General features: G+C 67.7%; 14 protein-coding genes. 9 read left to right on the top strand and 5 right to left on the bottom strand.

Going from position 1 to position 17,699, the window contains the following annotated elements; genetic code table 11:
- Positions 1-91 precede the first annotated feature (91 nt).
- Positions 92-1,423, bottom strand: coding sequence for an HNH endonuclease signature motif containing protein (locus tag MHO01S_RS04270; protein WP_231735148.1), 1,332 nt, complete (start codon positions 1,421-1,423; stop codon positions 92-94).
- Positions 1,424-1,592: 169 nt separating this feature from the next.
- Positions 1,593-2,198 (bottom strand): arsenate reductase/protein-tyrosine-phosphatase family protein, encoded by a 606-nt coding sequence (locus MHO01S_RS04265; protein ID WP_061781875.1) that lies wholly within the window; start codon positions 2,196-2,198, stop codon positions 1,593-1,595.
- Between the two features lie 203 nt (positions 2,199-2,401).
- Between MHO01S_RS04265 and MHO01S_RS04260 the strand changes: the two genes are divergently transcribed.
- The 7 genes from MHO01S_RS04260 to MHO01S_RS04230 all read left to right on the top strand — a co-directional run bounded on the left by MHO01S_RS04260 (position 2,402) and on the right by MHO01S_RS04230 (position 11,147).
- On the top strand, positions 2,402-3,145 hold the full coding sequence (locus MHO01S_RS04260; RefSeq protein WP_061781874.1) for a CPBP family intramembrane glutamic endopeptidase: 744 nt from the start codon (positions 2,402-2,404) through the stop codon (positions 3,143-3,145).
- A 302-nt stretch (positions 3,146-3,447) separates the two neighbouring features.
- Positions 3,448-4,920 (top strand): sugar transferase, encoded by a 1,473-nt coding sequence (locus MHO01S_RS04255; protein WP_082734213.1) that lies wholly within the window; start codon positions 3,448-3,450, stop codon positions 4,918-4,920.
- Positions 4,921-4,944: 24 nt separating this feature from the next.
- Positions 4,945-5,925 (top strand): glycosyltransferase, encoded by a 981-nt coding sequence (locus MHO01S_RS04250; protein ID WP_060960352.1) that lies wholly within the window; start codon positions 4,945-4,947, stop codon positions 5,923-5,925.
- A complete protein-coding gene (locus MHO01S_RS04245; protein WP_060960287.1) occupies positions 5,922-8,051 on the top strand; it encodes a glycosyltransferase in 2,130 nt (709 codons plus the stop codon). The genes MHO01S_RS04250 and MHO01S_RS04245 overlap by 4 nt, the downstream gene beginning before the upstream one ends.
- Entirely contained in the window at positions 8,048-9,142 is a 1,095-nt protein-coding gene (locus tag MHO01S_RS04240) for a glycosyltransferase (RefSeq protein WP_060960288.1), read from the top strand. Before MHO01S_RS04245 ends, MHO01S_RS04240 begins: the two co-directional genes overlap by 4 nt.
- Positions 9,139-10,182 carry a hypothetical protein gene (locus MHO01S_RS04235; protein ID WP_060960289.1) on the top strand — a complete coding sequence of 348 codons (1,044 nt, stop codon included), beginning with the start codon at positions 9,139-9,141 and terminating at the stop codon, positions 10,180-10,182. The genes MHO01S_RS04240 and MHO01S_RS04235 overlap by 4 nt, the downstream gene beginning before the upstream one ends.
- Positions 10,179-11,147: a glycosyltransferase gene (locus tag MHO01S_RS04230; protein ID WP_082734215.1), complete on the top strand. Its 969-nt coding sequence runs from the start codon at positions 10,179-10,181 to the stop codon at positions 11,145-11,147. Before MHO01S_RS04235 ends, MHO01S_RS04230 begins: the two co-directional genes overlap by 4 nt.
- On the opposite strand, the gene MHO01S_RS04225 is transcribed toward MHO01S_RS04230, so the two are convergent.
- The 3 genes from MHO01S_RS04225 to MHO01S_RS04215 are packed head-to-tail and all read right to left on the bottom strand — an operon-like array spanning position 11,128 to position 14,797.
- The gene (locus MHO01S_RS04225) at positions 11,128-12,519 is read right to left on the bottom strand and encodes an O-antigen ligase family protein (RefSeq protein ID WP_060960291.1); all 1,392 of its coding nucleotides are present in this window, start codon (positions 12,517-12,519) and stop codon (positions 11,128-11,130) included. The two genes, MHO01S_RS04230 and MHO01S_RS04225, sit on opposite strands and share 20 nt — an antisense overlap.
- Positions 12,516-13,352, bottom strand: a complete 837-nt coding sequence (locus MHO01S_RS04220; protein WP_060960292.1) for a polysaccharide pyruvyl transferase family protein — start codon at positions 13,350-13,352, stop codon at positions 12,516-12,518. The genes MHO01S_RS04225 and MHO01S_RS04220 overlap by 4 nt, the downstream gene beginning before the upstream one ends.
- Entirely contained in the window at positions 13,349-14,797 is a 1,449-nt protein-coding gene (locus MHO01S_RS04215) for a lipopolysaccharide biosynthesis protein (protein WP_167626504.1), read from the bottom strand. Before MHO01S_RS04215 ends, MHO01S_RS04220 begins: the two co-directional genes overlap by 4 nt.
- 75 nt (positions 14,798-14,872) lie before the next feature.
- On the opposite strand from MHO01S_RS04215, the gene MHO01S_RS04210 reads away from it, so the two are divergent.
- Both MHO01S_RS04210 and MHO01S_RS04205 read left to right on the top strand, forming a co-directional pair.
- Positions 14,873-15,916, top strand: a complete 1,044-nt coding sequence (locus MHO01S_RS04210) for a glycosyltransferase (RefSeq protein ID WP_167626503.1) — start codon at positions 14,873-14,875, stop codon at positions 15,914-15,916.
- Between the two features lie 209 nt (positions 15,917-16,125).
- Positions 16,126-17,109, top strand: a complete 984-nt coding sequence (locus tag MHO01S_RS04205; RefSeq protein ID WP_167626502.1) for a glycoside hydrolase family 5 protein — start codon at positions 16,126-16,128, stop codon at positions 17,107-17,109.
- Positions 17,110-17,699 lie beyond the last annotated feature (590 nt).

Below are 17,699 nucleotides of genomic sequence, written 5' to 3'. Positions count from 1 at the left end.
ATCGGACTCAGTCTGCCATAGGCCATGTTTCGTGCCGGTGTCCAGGCGGCAACGGCACGATGCCGTGCGGGTGGGTCGTTCGCACCCGGACTCACCCCCGGAGTGCATACCGCGCGTTCCCGCCGAGCCGTGGTGTGCGGTCCGCATCGATCCAGGGCGGCGGCACGAACCAGACGCTTGCCGCCGTGCCGCGGCCGTCGATGCGGATCTCCCAACCGTCGTCGTGCACGCGATGGTGGCATCCGGTGCACAGCAGCACGCCGTTGTCGATGTCGGTCGGTCCGGTATCTCGATCCCACCAGGAGAGGTGATGACCGTGCGTCCACGGCGGGGGCGCCCCGCAGAAGGCGCAGCCGCCGTCCCGTTCGGCGAGAGCCAGCTTCTGCGCCGAGGAGAACAGTCGCCGCGCGCGTCCCCAATCGAGGATCTCGCTGTCGCCGCCGAGCACGCACGGAATGACCTGCAGATCCGCCGCCAGCCGCCGCACCTCGGCCGCGGGCAGCGCGGCGTCGAACCCGTCGATGCTCGCCAATCCTCGCCCCGACTCGAGCTCGTCGAGGGTCATCCGCACCACGACGGTCGTCGTCGCCGCAGTCGGCACCCGATCGCATCCGAGAGCGTGCGCGCACAGCTCGTAGAGAGCGTCGGCGCGCATCTGTGGCAACGTGCGCTCGTCTCGCGCCGCGTCATCGCGATGCTCGTTCTGCTGGAGAACCCGCGTCACCATCGCATCGAGCGCGGTCTTGATGGGCGCACCGCTGGCCACGTCGAACACGCCGGTCAGATGCAGCATCCCGTCGCGCTCCTGGACGCGCAAGGCACGCTGCGACCGGTGCTCCTCGTGTGCGGCGGCGATGCCGTCGGGATCGAGCTGCGCCTCGGCCCGCGCGAGCAGCCGCGACAGCTCGTTGGCGCGGAGCCCCGGTGCCCGTTCGCACAAGTCCTGCTCGGCCGCGTCTCGACGGTCTGGGTCGACCCGCAGTGCCAGCCGATCGAGCAGCCCGATGATCGCGGATGCCGCCGTCATACCCAGCGTGCCCGCCGCGACCACCGCCGCCACATGCGGATGCGCCGCCGGCCGCTCGTCGCCGCCGAACGTCGCCCGCGACGCCGTGGCCTCGCCGACCTGCACCAGCCTGATAGCCTCGCCGACGCTCGTGCCGGTGGTCGCCTGGATCAGCGCGACCGGAGACCGGAAGCCTTGCCGCTTCGCGAGGGAGTCGCCGCCCAGCTGCGGTCGCGACTGCCGCGCGATCTCCGCGGCGACGGGAGCGAACGCGGCATCCACCTGTCGCATGAGCTGACCGAAGATGCGGTTCACCTCGATGAGCTCGCCCGATGAGAGCGCCTCCGGAGCCCGGCCACCACCGGCGGCCGTCAGCGCGTCGAGCGCTGCGGCGATGCCATCGAGTCGGTTCTCCACGCCTGCGACATTAGAACATAGATACGACACTGGAGTGAGTTATCCACAGGCGTTTCGACTCGCTTCGCTCGCTCAACGACCGGATGGGTGGGGGTGGCCGTTTCGACTTGCTGCGCTCGCTCAACGACCGCATGGGTGGGGGTGGGGCGTTTCGACTCGCTGCGCTCGCTCAACGACCGGTCAGCGCGATCCGCACCACGCGCTCGACGGCGGCGAGTCCGGGCTCGAGCTCCGCCGCGGAGCGTTCGTACGTCGCCGCGGAGCGTCCGTACGGGTCGACGACGTCGTCCTCATCGGGGGATGCCGGGGGCAGAGTGATCCCGCGACGGCCGGCGATCACGGCGAGCGCCGCCGCGAACCGCTCCCGCGGACCGGCCGCATCGCCCGCGCCGGCCGCGGCCGTCCGCAGCTCCTCGTCGGTGACGTCGCCCGCGAGCCGCGCGAACTCCCGTGCGGTGAAGGCGCTGCGCGTGCGCGACGGATCGAGTTCGACGATCTCGCGGCGGTGGTCGCGCGCCATCGCCAGCACGAGATCGGCGCCGTGCACGTGAGCCGGCGTGAGGTAGCGGGCGCCGTGCGCCGCGGTGAGCGCGGGGCCGACGCCGCGGGCGGCGGCGAGATCGGCGGCCTCCGGTGTCATCGGCATCCCCTCGCGTGCGCGCGTGCCCGCGCTGGTGACGGACACGTCCAGGTCGGCGAGGCGGAGGGCCAGCAGCTGCGCGGCCAGAGGGGAGCGGCAGATGTTGCCGGTGCACACGGTGAGGATCTCGAGCACGGTGACTTCCGGTGTCGGGAGGAGCGGGGGGAGTGTGTGGCTCGCTGCGCGACCGGTAGTTTGGCCACGTGCCCGATCAGCTTAGCGACCCCGCTTCGCCTTCCCCCCGGCCGAGGGGGGAGTCCGGCGCGCCGGAACATTCCGCTCCCGCCGGCGCGTCCCGGTCGTCGAGCGAGCGCAGCGAGTCGGAACGGGCCACGCCCGTGTCGACCCCGGATGCCGCCCATCGGCCGCGCCGGCGCCGCAAGCGCACCGACTGGCGCGAGGGCGGCCGTGCCGTGCGGCGGTGGGACCTGACGGTGCTGTCGGCGGCGCTGATCGGCGTCGGGATCGGTGTGGTCGGGGGAGGGGCGGTCAGTCGCATCGCGGCGCCGTGGGCACCGCTCGCGTCGACCGTCGTGCTGTGGGCGGGACTCGGTGCTGCGATCGCCTTCGCCTTCCTGCGCGGCCGGCCTGCCGGGCTCCTGCGCTTCCGGCCGACCGATCTGCTGTGGGGCCTCGGGCTGGGGATCGCACTGCGCATGATGCAGGGATGGGTGAGCGGCGCGGATGCCGCCTCCTTCCCCTCCGCCGTGAGCCTCGACGGATCCCTGCCGTCCGGATGGTGGCTCACCGACGCCCTCCCCGCGGGGGTGATCGCGCCCGTGGTGGAGGAGTTCTTCTTCCGGACGGTCGTGCTCGTGGCGGTCTACCAGCTGCTGCGACGCGGCGTGGGTGGTGTCGCCGCCGGAATGACGGCGCTGCTGGTGTCGGCGGGCGGTTTCGTGCTGCTGCATGCGACCGCCGGCGTCTTGACGCTGAGCGACGGCATCCAACTCTTCGCCGTCGGTGCCACGTGCGCGCTCGTCGTGCTCCTGACGGGCCGTATCTGGGGTGCGGTGCTCACCCACGTCGTCTACAACGTGACGTATCTCGCCCTCGTGGTCGTCGGTACCGCTCTCATCTGAGTCACCTGAGTCACCAAGTTTTCACCAAAAGGATGATGAGCCGGCCTCCCTTGGCCCCTACGCTCAGGTGTCACCGGGAGTAACCGAGCTGGCAGGCGTCACACGCCTGACACATTCGGCTGATAATCTCCCGAGAGCCGGGGGGCCCAGGACCAGAGGAACAGAAGGAGGACGCCGAAGTGTCGACCGGCTTTCAGGTCGATGCGACGCCGGAGTCGCCTCACGACTCGACAGGACCCACCGCTCAGGGCGCGGCAAGCGCCCCGGATCGCGTGGCACCGTCGGTTCAGGCCGCCATCCCCATGCCCCCTGCTCCTGCTCCACTCGACGACTGGCGTCGGCGTTTTCAACGTCGGCTCGTCCTCAGCGACTTCCTCGTCCTGATGTGGGTCGTCTTCGGTACCCAGATCGCGTGGTTCGGCTTCGGCAACGCCCAAGTCGCCATTCGTGACGATGCGCGCATCACCGACGTCTCCTATTGGGTGTTCTCGATCCTGCTCGTCCTCCTCTGGATGGGCGCGCTGTCGTGGAACGATTCGCGCAGCATCCGGGTGTTGGGCTCGGGCTCGACCGAATACCTCCGCATCGTCGATGCGAGTCTGCGGCTGTTCGGCGCGATCGCGATCATCGCCTTCCTGACGCGCATCGACATCGCGCGCGGGTTCCTCCTGCTGAGCCTGCCGTTCGGGGTCTTCGTGCTTCTGTGGACGCGCTGGCTGTGGCGGCAGTGGCTCATCATGAAGCGGCGTACCGGTGCCTACTCGGCGCGCGTCCTTCTCGTCGGCTCCGAAGAGTCCGTCGCGCAGATCGCCCGCGAACTCCTGCGGACGCCGAGCGCCGGTTACCACGTCGTCGGCGCCTGCACGCCGACCGGGAAGGTCGCGGACTTCGTCCCCGGAACCGCGATCCCGATGATGGGCAGCGTCGACGCGATCGAGCGGGCGATGGAACGCACGGCGGCTGACACCGTCGCCGTCACGAGCACGGACGAGCTTCCCCCCGACAAGGTCAAGCAGATCTCGTGGAACCTTCAAGCCGGACGCCAGCACCTCGTTCTCGCCCCCAGCATCGTGGACATCGCGGGACCACGTCTCCACACCCGTCCGGTCGCCGGGCTGCCGCTGATCCACGTGGAGACACCCCGCTTCAGCAAGGGGCAGCTGTTCTTGAAGCGTGCGGTGGACATCGTCGCGAGCGTCGTCGGCGTCGTCGTGCTCAGTCCGCTCCTGGCATTCCTGGCGATGAGCGTGCGGCTCTCCTCGGAGGGGCCCGTCCTGTTCCGGCAGGTCCGCGTCGGCCGCGGTGGCACCGAGTTCACGATGCTGAAGTTCCGCTCCATGGTCACCAATGCAGAAGACATGCTCGAACAGCTCTGGCGCGAGCGTCGAGAGCAGGGCGTGGACTCGGGCAACGAGGTCATGTTCAAGATGAAGAACGATCCGCGTGTGACTCCGATCGGCAGGATCATGCGGAAGTTCAGCCTCGACGAGCTTCCTCAGCTCTTCAACGTCATCGGCGGATCGATGTCACTCGTCGGTCCTCGCCCTCCCCTTCCCAGCGAAGTCGCGCAGTACGCCACGCATGTCCATCGGCGGTTCCTCGTCAAGCCGGGCGTCACCGGCCTGTGGCAGGTCAGCGGCCGGTCGACGCTGTCGTGGGAGGACACCGTGCGGCTCGACCTCTCCTACGTCGAGAACTGGTCGCTCGTCGGCGACCTCGCCATTCTCGCGAAGACCGCCCGCGCGGCCGTCGCGCCGGGCGACTCCGCGTCCTAGTCAACGAACCGAAAGGGCATGGTCATGAGTTCCCCCCAGACCCAGCCGACCCTCAGCTCCGTGGGTGCCCGCAAGCTCCTCCTCGTCGCGTCGACGGGAGGCCATCTCGCGCAACTGTCCCGATTCGCCGAATCGCTGGGCGCGAGCGAGGACTCGCTGTGGATCACCTTCGACACCCCTCAGAGCAAGTCGCTGCTCGCCGACAAGCGGGTCTTCTACGTGCCCTACGTCGAACCTCGTGACTGGAAGGGCGCACTCCGGGCGCGGCGTCTGATCGCCGAACATCTGAGGAACGAGAACGACTTCGACGCGGCGTACAGCACGGGCGCGGCACTGGCGGTGTCGGCGCTGCCGCTCGCGCGACGCTTCGGCATCCCCTGCACGTACATCGAGAGCGTCTCACGCGTCTCCGGCCCGTCGATGTCCGGACGGATGCTCGCGGCGATGCGCCGCTTCGAGACCTTCACGCAGCACCCGCAGTGGGCGTCAGGACGGTGGAAGCCTCACCGCAGCGTGCTCGCGGAGTTCACGACCGAGGTGGGACAGCCGGTCGATCGGCCGCGTCTGTTCGTCACGCTGGGCACCATCAAGAAGTACCGGTTCGATTCGGCCATCGACGCCGTGCTCGCGACGGGCTTGGCGGATGACCGCACGATCTGGCAGGTCGGTGAGACGACCGGCCGGACGGATCTCCCCGGGCACGTGTTCGAGCACATCCGGGCGGATGAGTTCTCGGAGTACGCGCGTAACGCTGATGTCGTGATCAGCCACGCCGGCGTCGGGTCGCTCCTCGAGCTTCTGGAGCTCGGTGTTCATCCCGTTCTCGCCGTGCGGAAGAGTCAGAGAGGCGAGCACGTCGATGATCACCAAGCCCAGATCGCGGAGCTGGTCAATGAGTTGGGCATCGCCACCGCTGTCGACCCCTACGAGATGACCGCCGACCTGCTGGTCGAAGCGAGCAGCAAGCGCGTCCGTCCCATCTCCCCCGGAGAAGCCACACAGTGAGTTCTGCACGTCACATCTTCGTCCCCGGTGTCGGGCAGCACGACAACATCGGTGACATCATCCTCCGGCGCGAGCTGATCGAGTGGCTGCGTCCGTTCGGAAAGCTCCACGTCTATGTCGGTGCGGCTCCGGAGGGCTACGCGGACGCGTTGGATGCGGGCCCGGATTCCACGATCTACTACAGCTTCACGGCGTGGTACCGGGCGCTGCTGCGAAGCGCTGCTCGAGGCGATGCCGCCTACGTCTTCAAGCCGGGCGAGATCCAGCTGACGCTGAAAGGCATGAAGGAGCATCTCGGGATGCTGCCGGCGGTGGCTCTGGTGCGGTTGAGACGGGGCCCCGTCGCGAGGGTCGGTGCGGGAAGTCGAGACTTCGCCCCCCTTCCCCGCATGCTGATGAAGCCATCGATCGGCCTCTCGCACGTGACACTGTGGCGCGACACGCGAACCGCGGAGTACTTCCGCGGTCGCCTCATGCCGGATCTGGCGTTCGGTCAGGCGGAGCGGCTGCCCGCCGCGGCGACCGCGGAGCGCCCCACGCGGTCGAAGATGGTCGTGTCGATGCGAAGCGATCGCGATCTGCCCTCGGACGCATGGTTCGACGCCGTGCGGCGGACGGCGGACGAACACGACCTCGCCATCGTGTGCGTCGTGCAGGTGCTGCGCGACCGCGAACGGTCCGCGGTGCTCGCCCAGCGCTTGGAAGGTGCGTTGCACGATTGGGACGGTTCCCGTCCCCTCGAGCACGAGGAGGCTCTGCGCGACCTCTACCGGGAATCGCTCCTCGCCGTGAGCGATCGCCTTCACGTGCTGATCGCGGCCACAACGGAGGGCGTGGCCCCGGCGGCGCTGCTCACGGACGGGTCGGACAAGATCGATCGCCATTTCAGGGCGGCCGGCATCGACGGCGTCTCCGTCTCCGCGGCCGGCGCCGATGCTCAGCTTCTGCAGGACCACCTGGCCGCCGCGATCGAACGCGTCGAGGAGACTCAGGCAGCGGCGCGAGCCGCGCGCGCGGAACTGGCCGAGGTCCGCGCCGAGATCGCCACGCTGTTCGACGGCGACGGCGACTCTCCGCAGCGGGTCTGGCACGTGGGACGGTCGGGCGAGGTGGCGGGCGGCATGACGCAGGTCGTCAACTCCTATCTGAACTGGTCGTTCGATCAGAGCACATCCCACGTCATCGTCTCGCGGGACGGGACGCGCGGTCTGCGCGGCACCTGGCTCTTCCTCTCGGCCGCCGCCAAGATACTCACCAAGAGGAGGGACCGTCGCGACGTCATCGTCGTGCATCTGTCCCAGGGGGGATCCTTCTGGCGGGAGGGGATGCTGCTCCGGCTCGCCGACATCCGTGGTTTTGCGACCGTCGCTCATCTGCACGGCAGCGAGTTCGTGTCCTTCGCCACGGAGCGGCCGAAGCTCGTGAGACGAGTGCTGGCCGCCGCGGACACCGTGGTCGTCCTCTCCGAGGAGACGGCGGACGCCGTCTCGCACCTCCTCCCCGACAGCGACGTGAGGCTGATCCCGAATGCCGTTCAGGAGGCAGCATCCTCGGCAAAGCGACCCACCGTCGTGTTCGGCGGTGCGGTGTCGCGAAGGAAGGGTGTCGGCCCGCTGCTGGAGGCGTGGTCGCGAGTGTCTGCAACGCGTCCGGACTGGAACCTGCGCATCGTGGGGCCGATCGTGGATTCGAGTTTCGCTGGGCTCTCCATCCCGAACGCCGAGTTCACGGGTTCCCAGCCGCACGATGAGCTGATGGCGGATCTGGCCGGCGCCGAGATCGCCGTCCTGCCGTCGTTCGATGAAGCGATGCCGATGTTCCTCATCGAAGCCATGGCCAACGGCTGTGCGGTGGTGGCGACGAGCGTCGGCGGCATCGGGAAGCTCCTCGATGAGGGTGCGGGGCTCATCGTGGCCCCGGGAGACGTCGATGAGCTCGCCGCCGCACTGGGCACCCTCATGGACGATGCCGCCAAGCGCCGTGACGTCGCGTCGCGCGGGCTGCAGCGCTTCGAGGAGAACTACTCGATGAAGGCCGTGGCGCCCGTCCTCGAGCGGGCATGGACCGAGGCGCGGGATGCGCGTTACGGCAGCGATCGCGCAGCAGTAGAGGAGATCGCTCGATGAGGATCATGTTCGTCGTGCCGGCGCTGCGCGGAGGCGGCGCAGAGTTCGTGGCGCGCACATGGATGGGGGCGCTGGTCGAGCGCGGCCATCACGTCGTGACGGTTCTCACCGCAGGAGACGTCGACCCCGCGTACGCTCCGGCGGGTGTCGAGTTCCATTCGCTCAAGGGGCGCGGAGGGCAGGTCGCGAAGGTCCGGGCGATCGCCAAGGCCATGCAGCGGGAGAAGCCGGATGTCGTGCTGGCGCTGCAGGCGCATCCGAATCTCCTCGCACTCATCGCCTCACGCCTGATATCTCGGCAGGACCGCCCGGCGGTGCTCATCTCGGAGAGGAACCTCGTCTCTCTGGGGCTGAGGTCCGCGTCGCTGTCCCACCGGGTGAAGATCCGCATCGCGAAGCTGGTCTATCCCTGGGCAGATCACGTCGTCGCGATCTCGCATCCGGTCGCCGCCGAACTCGTGGCGGGATTCGGTGTGCTCAGTGAGCGCTGCACCGTCATCCCCAACCCGGCGACGGCCAAGACGAGCCGAGCCGCGGCTGCGGACGGCACGCGTCAGCCGAGCGACACGATCTCCATCGTGCTGCCCTCGCGACTGGTTTCGCAGAAGCGACCGGAACTCGCCGTCGCGACCGCCGCCGAACTCGCGCGCCGCGGCGTGTCGGTCAGGGTGGTGAGTTTCGGCGACGGGCCGTTGAAGGCGAGCGTCGAGCTCGCGGCGCGGCGAGCCGGCGTGGACATCGAGTTCAAGGGATGGGTCGAGGACTGGTTCACGCAGTTCCCCGCCGATGCCGTCGTGCTGCTCCCCTCGGATCGTGAAGGATTCGGAAACGTCCTGGTCGAAGCGGCGGCGGCGGGGTTCCCGTCGGTCGCCCTCTCCGCAGCGCTCGGTGTCGCGGACGCCATCGTCCCCGGCATCACGGGTGAGCTCGCCGTCTCGGATCGGCCCTCGGACATCGCGGACGCCGTGCAGCGCGCGTCGGCACTGACGATGACGGACACGAGCAGGTGGCTGCACCGGTTCTCGCCCGAGAACAGTGTCTCGCTCCTCGAGGCTCTGCTCGATCGAACGAGGCGTGACGTCTCCGGATGAGGGTCCTCGTCTCCGCTCTGGGGCAACGTGACAATCTTGGAGACACAGCCCTCCGCCGAGCGTTCTTCGATGTCCTCCGCGGCTTCGGCCCGCTCACGGTCTTCGTCGGGGGTCAATCGGCCGGGTACATCTCCGGACTGGGCGTGCGTGACGACGACATCCTCGTTCGAGACCGCGCGGAGTGGCGCAGAGCACTTCTGGCGGGGGCGATGGGAGGGATGCTCTACGCTCACAACGCCGGCGAGTCGGGCGCGGCCGGGCGCCATGCCCTTCGCTACGGGCGGCTCGCTCCGATTCTCCTTCTGAACCGCCTCCGCGGCGGCACGAACGTGCACGTGGGAGTGGGTATCCGGGCGCCCGGCCGCGGGCGCATCGTGGTCGCGTGCGTACTTCGACTGATGCACATCGTGCAATGGCGTGATCAGTGGAGCGCCCAGTACATCGGTGTAGGAGGCGTCGCCCCCGACTGGGCGTTGCGGCTTGGCGATCCCGAAGAGGGTGAGGGCTCCGGCATCCGTGACGTCCTTGCCGTCTCCCTGCGCTATGACGGCGCGGCGCCGAGCCCCGGTCTCGTCAACGCCATCCGTCAGGCGGCGCGGCAGCTCGATCTGCGAGTTCTGGTGGTCGCCCAGATCCGACGCGACGAACAGATGGCGCGCAAGCTCGCAGCGCTCGTCGGCGGCGAGCACGTCCGTTGGGATGACGACGACATGATGCGCCAAGAGCAGCGGATCCGTCTTGTCTATCGAGCCTCTCGGATCGTTCTCAGCGATCGACTGCACGCGCTCGCCATCGGCGTGACCGAGGGGGCGCTGCCGGTCGCGCTGGTCTCGAACCGTCGCGAGAAGGCGTGGCGCACGCTCGACTCGGCCGGTCTCGATGTCGGAGCATTCGACCGCGACCTGGTCACCCCGGATGATCTCATCGGGGCGGCGGCGGACATCGAGCCGCGGCAGAATGCCCTGCGCGAGAGTCTGGGTCGCGCGAGAGCGTCGATCGAGTCCACCGTCCTCACGATGTCGAAAGTGGTGAACCAGTGACTACTCGTCCGCGCGTGTCCGCGGTGGCGGCGATCTTCAACGCGTCCGCATACCTCGAAGAATCCCTCCCGAAGCTCATCGCGGAAGTCGCGGAGGTGGACGGTGAGCTCATCCTGGTCGACGATGGCTCGTCGGATGACTCGCTCCGTGTGATCGAGCGTGTCGTCGGCGACGATGCTCGCGTCGTGCTCGTGCGTCTCGAGGTGAATCAAGGTGTGGCGCGGGCACGTCGGGCGGGGCTGGCTCGCGCGAGCGGCGACTTCGTGTGGTTCGTCGACATCGACGACGATTGGGACGCCACGCTGCTCAGCTCGATGGCGGGGCTCGCCGAGTCGGCGGCAGCCGACGTGGTGATCTGCGACGCCGACTATGTCTACCCGTCGGGACTCGTCCGGCCGGTGCATCCCACTGCCCAGACCTCTCGCATGGATGGTCGCGAAGCCGTCGAACGTCTCTTGTCCGGCGTGCTGAAGGGGCACCTGTGGAACAAGCTCTTCTCGCGCGCGCTCATCGAGAGCATCGAGGTTCCCCCCTCGGAGGTGCACTCGGACCTCACCATGACGTCCTCGTATCTCGCCGCCGCGACGACGGTCATCTTCACGGACCAGGTGAAGTACCGCTACCTCGTGCGTCCCGGATCGATCATCCAATCCGGTCGACGGCGTGCGCAGTCCCTTGCCATCGTCGAAGGAGCTGTCCGTACCGCCACGCAGCGGGTCGGGATCGATCCTCCGCTGGTGGAGGATTTCGTCCACCGCTTCTTCCTCTTGTCCGCGATCAAGGACTCGTACAATCCTCGCTACTCACCGCAGGAGGCGCGCGAAGCGCGTCGGCGGGCCCGAGCGAGGATCTCGGTCGCGACGGTCGTGACCCGGACTGTTCGCGTCGATCGACGACGGGCGGTGGCGCTCCTCCTTCTCAAGTTCGCACCGTTCGCCACGCCGGTCATCGTGCGGAAGATGTAGTCCTCGTCACTGTCGACGTTCGGCGCGATGCCGGGAGTGCGCTGCCTGGCGTGAAGGCGAAGGCCAACGCCCCCACCAGAGGCCACCAGATAGAGGGGACTCCCTGATTCGTGAAGTAGGCGTTGATGGAAGACGCGATGAGCAGGGACGCGAAGGTCACCGTGAGGACTGAGCGCGCGCGCACATCGATGCTCCCGCCGCCCCGCCGGATGACGGTCAGCCAGCCGATGAAGACGAGGACCTGTGCGGACAGCTCTGCGATCCCGCCGGTGATCAGCGTCTTGATGTACTCGGATTCCGGGAACGGCCACACGATCGTCTTCGGGTAGACCGGCCAGGTGCCCACGCCCGCGAACACGCTGTGTCCCCAGCCGAGCCACGGCTCGATGCTGATGGCGGGGAGGGTCTGAGTCGTCCACAGGTAGATCCGCACGGCTAGCGTGGAGGGGACCCAGGCGAACTCCGGCGGAAGATATGTCGTCGGCAGGTCTTGGAGGTTGAAGCGCGATTGCAAGGAGTCTCCGAAGACGACGCTCGCGGCGACGAACAGCAGGGTGAGCGCGAGCAGGCCGCGCACCTTGTACCCGAGGACGGCCATCGTCGCGATCAGAATCGCGAGCGCGGCGAGGATCGCGGCGAATGTGAACGTGGCGAGCACCCCCACCATGCTCGCAGCGAACACGAGCAGCTGAGTTCGCGACACCCGACGCCCCTCCGCCCGATCGAGAACCAGGCACACGGCCGCAATGGCGGCCGCGCAGCACAGGTACCCGCCGAGGGCGGACCAGTGGCCGATGAGACTCGATGCGCGCGTGAGCCGTCCGTCCGTGAGCCGGTTGATCACCGCGTCGCTCTGCGTGAAGTTGACGACGAAACTCGTGACGGCGCTCACGCCGAGCACTTGGAGCACGCCGATCGCGCTCACCGCGATGGAGGGCAGCGCCAAAGCGCCGAGAAAGGCGCGGAGCTCGTCCCGATTGCTGACCGTCAGCCGCGCGCAGTAGTACGCCGTGATGTAGTACGCGGCGTTCACGGCCACCGGATATGCCGGCGAGTGGTCCAGCCGGTCGGCGTTGATGGCTTCGGTCAACACACGCACGAGGAAATAGGCCACGATCGCGAAGTCGATCCACGTTATCCGCAGATGACGCAGCCGTTGCGGTGCGAAGCACAGGAGCGTCGCGACCAGGCCGATCAAGAAGACCGCGGTCGGAAACGCCAGCCCGCCACCGACGCTGATCCTGACCCCGATCGTCCCGGCGTAGATGCCGAACAGCAGGCCGATGATCCTGGCGTTGCGCGTGTCACGCGCGGCGCGCTGGACGGCCGCCGGGGACGGCGTCGTGAGCAGCTGCGGAACAGTGGCGCTCATTCCCGGCCCGTCGTCAGCGCGTCCCAGGGAAACGCGTCGAGCAGCGGTCGGGCATCCCAATTCTCGAGGGGATCCGACACCGACGCGGCGCCGGCAGCCAGATCCAACGCGGAGTCGAGATCCGGCGCGAACTCCGGTCGTGCGCGTCCCGTCCCTTCGTAGTAGTCGTCGTACTTGAAGATGTGCTCCCGCGTCGCGCGGAAGGGAACGACCTTCGCACCCGCGAGCTCGCCCAGGATGATGCCGTGCAGGGAGGAGGCGACGACCACCTCGCTCCGCGCGATCCGTTCGAGGCAGTCATCGACGCGTCCCCGAGGATCGAGGACGTCGGCCGTCCGGCCCAGCGTCGACAGGTCGTTGAGGTTGGGGACGATCGTGATCTTGTGGCGCTTGTCCAGCGACCATCCCGCGAAATCCTGATCGAGGTCCCGCAACAGCAACGCAGGGTCGCCGTACACCTCCGGTACTGCAATGCCCTTGTCTCGCAGGATCGCTGCCGTGCGCGGTCCTCGCACTGCGCGCACATCGAGGCGTTCGAAGCCCAGGCTGCTCTGCGATACCTTCCCGTTGACGCCCGAGCCCCAGACGATGTCGTCATCCGCAGCGAAGTGGAGCACCGATCCGACGCTGAAGAGCCGCCGCGGCGCCTCGAGCCCGAGATCGACCGCCCCGCGCTGCTGCATCAGGAGCCGGACGATCCGCGGACCGAGGAGGTCTCCGAAGTTGTTGACTCTTCTTCGCAGGGGGATCAGCCGGCCGAGCCGTCCCGGGAAGACAGGCTTGCGGGGATTCCAGTGGAAGATCCACGGGGGCACGTCGTCGCGAACGGTCATCGGTTCCTTATCAGGCGAGCGGTGGCGGTCAGCAGTCTGAGGTCTTGGCGCACTCTCGGGATCGTCAGCCAGACGGCCACGAGATAGACGATAGCGATACCCGACAGCGCTCCGAGCAGTCCCCAGCTTCCGAGGGCGTCGTTCCAGAGATAGGACAGGGGCAGCAGGGCAGCGACGAGGGGCAGATACACCAGGATCGGGACGATCGCCTGTGCCGCAAGAGACTTCGCGTCGATGCCCGCCTTCGGGATCGCGAAGATGGTCAGGATGATCCAGTTGAGGGCCAGGCCGGTGCTCGCGCCCGCGGCGACGCCGATCGGACCGAAGGGGAGTCCGGCGACCATCAGCGCGATCATCAGGAGTCGGCTGATGATCGCGTACCGGAGCTGAAGCCCCGTCAACGCCTTGGCCAAGAACACCCAGTAGTAGACGTACCCGATGCCCTGGAAGACACCGCCGGCCGCGAGGACCGCGAAGATCGGCGCACTCGCTGTCCACTGCGATCCCAGCACGATGGAGACGATGGGGAGCGCGAACGCCGTCGCAAGCATGAATGCGCCGCCGAGCACATACGTCAGCAGCAGCTGCGCCCGCTCGACGTAGGCGTTGAACCGCGACTGATCCTCGATCTTCGACAGGATCGGAAGCGCGACGCGGGTCATGGGCGCCGCGACCTGCTGCATGGGCAGTCGGAACAGTTGATACGCCCTGCTGTACATGCCGAGCGCGTCCGCCCCGTAGACCTTGCCGACCAGGATGTTGTCGACGTTGGAGCTGAGGTAGTTCACGAACTGCACCCCGAGCGTGTTCAGTCCGAACGTGTAGAGCGCACCCATCCCCTGGGCGCGGCGGGGGACCGTGGGCGCCCAACGTGCAGCGATGACGAGCACGATGAGCCGCACGAGCGAGATGCCGACCTGCTGCACGACGAGCGCCCAGAACCCGCCGCCGCTCAGCGCGACGATGACAGCGGCTGCAAGACCCGCAGTTTGACTGATGATGTCTGCGGCCGCCATCCACTTGAACCGCAGGTTCCGGGAACATTCGGCCCGGAACTGCGAGGCGCAGTTCTCCAGGAGGAACATCGGGGAGATCCCCATGGCGACGAGCGCGACCTCCGGTTGTCCGTAGAACGCTGCCATGGGATAGGCCAGTCCGAAGACGATCCCCGATATCGCGAGGCCCACGCCCAGATTGATCCAGAAGATGTTGCTTCGTTGCTGATGGGTGATCGTCTGGGACTGAATCGATGCGAGCGACAGACCGAAGTCGCCCAACAGCAACGCCAGCCCGGATACCGCGGTCGCCATCGCCACGAGGCCGTAGTCCTGGGGCGTGAGCAGCCGCGCCAGGACGATGACGGACAGGGTCTGCACCACGAAACGGATCCACTGACCCCCGAGGGTGGTCATCGCGCCACGCGCCGCAGCCTTCGACAAGCTCACGTCCGTCATCGTCTCATGGCCGCGGATTCGCGTCGGTCACGGCGAGGTTACCTTCATGCTAAGAAGTGCCGTCGCGTGGCGTTCCTGCGCGAGAGACTGCCTAGGCTGATTGCCGTGACAGCTGCGCGCGATCGAGTTCGGGTCCTCATGTCGTTCGGGGATCCCTCGCGAGCGAGGAATCCCTACACTCGCCTGCTCGCCGAATCGTTGCCGCTCGATGAGATCTCGCCTTCGTACTTCACCTGGCGCCACGCGTTCCTCGGGCGTTACGACATGTTTCACGTGCACTGGCCGCACTCGCTCGCGGGCCCGACGAAGGGCGGCACGGGTGTCCGGAACGCCGTCCTGTTCATCATGCTGCTCGGGTGGCTGGCCGTCCGGCGCCGACCGATCGTCTGGACGGTGCACAACCGCACGCCTCACGAGCGGCTGCCCTGGCTCTCCCGCGTCGCTCTTCGGCTGTTCGAGTCGCGCGTGGCGTTTCGGATCCTGCTGCTCGGTCGCGAGGACGGCGTAGAAGGGGTGGACTGGGAGAAGATTCCCCATGGTCACTACCGCGACGCCTACGGGCTCGTCCTCGATCAGCCCCTGCCGGAGATCCCCCGTGTACTCCATTTCGGGCTTCTTCGTCCCTACAAGAACAGCGATCAGCTCGTAGAGGCATTCGTGGGAGCCCGCGACGCCGGCGCTGAACTGCTCGTCGCGGGCAAACCCGTGCCGCCGTCCTACGGTGTCCAGCTCGCCGAGATCGCCGGGGACGACCCGCGGGTCGACTTGCGGCTCGAGTTCGTCCCCGACGAGCAGGTTCCCGAACTCCTCGCGACGTCGACACTCGTCGCTCTGCCGTATGCCGAGATGTACAACTCTGGTGCGGCGTTGCTCGCCCTCTCATCGAACCGTCCCGTTCTCATGCCGGACTGCGAGGCGACGCGGGAGCTCGTCGACGAGTTCGGCGACCGGTGGGTGCTGACGTTCGCCGCGCCTCTCACGCCGAGCGATCTCGAACGAGCCATCGCCCTTGCGCGCACCTGCGATGGCGACAGCGTCGACATGGCTGCGCGCGAATGGCCGCTCATCGGACGGAGACACGCAGAGGTGTATCGCCGGCTGGTCCGATGAGCCCCACGGACGACCGGAAGGGTCGTGGCCGGCGGGGATCGCGCGCCCACCGCTCCGCGTCGCCCCACCGACGTCGATCGATGGTCCTCCTCGCCGTGCTCGCCTGCGCTGTCGTGGTCCTCCCGGGATGCGTTCCCATATCGTCGCGCCCTTTCGAGCGCGGCGTGAACGTCTACACGCTCCTGATGCACCGCGGTTCGGATGCGCCGGTGTCTGATTGGGGAGAGCCGCAGTCGAGCTACGACTTCCTCGCCTCGCGCGGAATGTCAATCGTGAGGCTCGCCATCTCGTGGGGCACCCTTCAGCCGGCTCTGACGGACACGGCGGCTGACCGGGCCGCCGCTTTGAGTGCGCCCGTCGACCCGAAAGCGCTGACGATGCTCCACGAGCAGGTGGACCGGATCGAACGCGCGGGGATGCGTGTCGTCCTCGATCTGCACAATGGGTGCACCTTCCCCACGGGACCGGGCGCCACATCGGAGAACTCCCTGATCTGCGGCCGCGATCTCTCGCTCGACGCCCAGACGAGCATTTGGAGGACGCTCTCCCGCGAGTTCAAAGACGATCCGGCGATCTACGCCTATGACATCTTCAACGAGCCCCGCAGCGACTTGATCAGCTTCGCGACCTATCGAGCCGCGACCCAGGCGGTCGTCGACGCGATTCGCGACGAGGGCGATACGTCCCGGATCTGGGTCGAGGCGATGGTCGGGAACTGGACCTTCGCGAGAGACGCCGTCAAGGGGCCCTGGGTCACGGATGCGCACGGCGAGGTGGACAAGAGCATCGTGTACTCCCAGCATTTCTATCCGCGCGGCACGGCGACCACTCAGGTCCGCTACGACTATTGGCGGGGGTACGAAGCCTTCCAGACGTCGATCGTCGACTTCGGTGAGTGGTGCGAGCGCTGGGGTGTGACATGTTCGATCGGCGAGATCGGATGGCCGGGGACCGGATCTCCAGAGGTCGATCCGAATGACATCGCCGCGTGGAATGCGGTCGGCGATCGCGCGTACGCCACCGCCGACCGGTACGGGATGGACGTCACGTACTTCGCGGCCATGGGGGGAGCCGACAGCCGCTTGCTCGCGTACGACTCCACCTCGCCGACCTTCCCGGTGACCGCGGGGATCGATCAGGCGCGGTCGCAGGCCGGCGTCATCGAGCAGTTCCTCTCGCGCGACAAGCGCTAGGACGGCCTTGCCCTCGACGGCCGCGGAACTGGCGGACGGCGCTCTGATCTGCATACAATCTTCTCGACCAGAGCCGGGGGGCAATGTGGTTACTTACGAGCAAGCCAAGAAATACTGGGACCAGCGGCGCGTGTCGCGGTCCAGACTCGCGTCGATTCTCGACGGCGACCCATTCGTGACCGACGAATTGCGCCGCGTCGTCAAGAGGATGAAGCGGCGAGAATCCGCTTTTCGTGCTCGACTCGGGGGTGCGCAGGATCCCTATTCTCAGCGATACCCCGAGGTGGCGAACCGCTCCCGCCTCGAGGAACTGGCTCAGATTCAGGCGGGCATCCGTATCGGGGCGTGAGTGAGTTCCGTAGCGCGCGAGCGTCGCCACGGAACTCACCTCGATGAGCGCGGCTCTCGGCGGACGGTTCGGTGATCGCTGGGGCTCAGCCGCCATCCGATGCGCGTCCGGGCGCGCTGCGCCCGTTGCGGTATCGCCGCTCGCGCGTGTGTTCCTTTTTGCGCTCCCTCGTTTACATGCCGGATACGCGTCTCTGGTAGGAACAGTCTTGCGTGTTCCTTCTCCTCGCACGCACCGTCCC

The organism is Microbacterium hominis NBRC 15708 (genome assembly GCF_001592125.1).
Classification (GTDB): domain Bacteria; phylum Actinomycetota; class Actinomycetes; order Actinomycetales; family Microbacteriaceae; genus Microbacterium; species Microbacterium hominis.
Note: the sequence above shows the minus strand (reverse complement) of the source record. Positions and strands in the feature narration are given on the sequence as shown.

What these genes read in the sequence shown, in the direction of transcription:
- MHO01S_RS04255 (WP_082734213.1), top strand. Translation starts at nt 3,448, where the DNA reads ATGCCCCCTGCTCCTGCTCCACTCGACGACTGGCGTCGGCGTTTTCAA.
- MHO01S_RS04235 (WP_060960289.1), top strand. Translation starts at nt 9,139, where the DNA reads ATGAGGGTCCTCGTCTCCGCTCTGGGGCAACGTGACAATCTTGGAGAC.
- MHO01S_RS04240 (WP_060960288.1), top strand. Translation starts at nt 8,048, where the DNA reads ATGAGGATCATGTTCGTCGTGCCGGCGCTGCGCGGAGGCGGCGCAGAG.
- MHO01S_RS04220 (WP_060960292.1), bottom strand. Translation starts at nt 13,352, where the DNA reads ATGACCGTTCGCGACGACGTGCCCCCGTGGATCTTCCACTGGAATCCC.
- MHO01S_RS04225 (WP_060960291.1), bottom strand. Translation starts at nt 12,519, where the DNA reads ATGAGCGCCACTGTTCCGCAGCTGCTCACGACGCCGTCCCCGGCGGCC.
- MHO01S_RS04250 (WP_060960352.1), top strand. Translation starts at nt 4,945, where the DNA reads ATGAGTTCCCCCCAGACCCAGCCGACCCTCAGCTCCGTGGGTGCCCGC.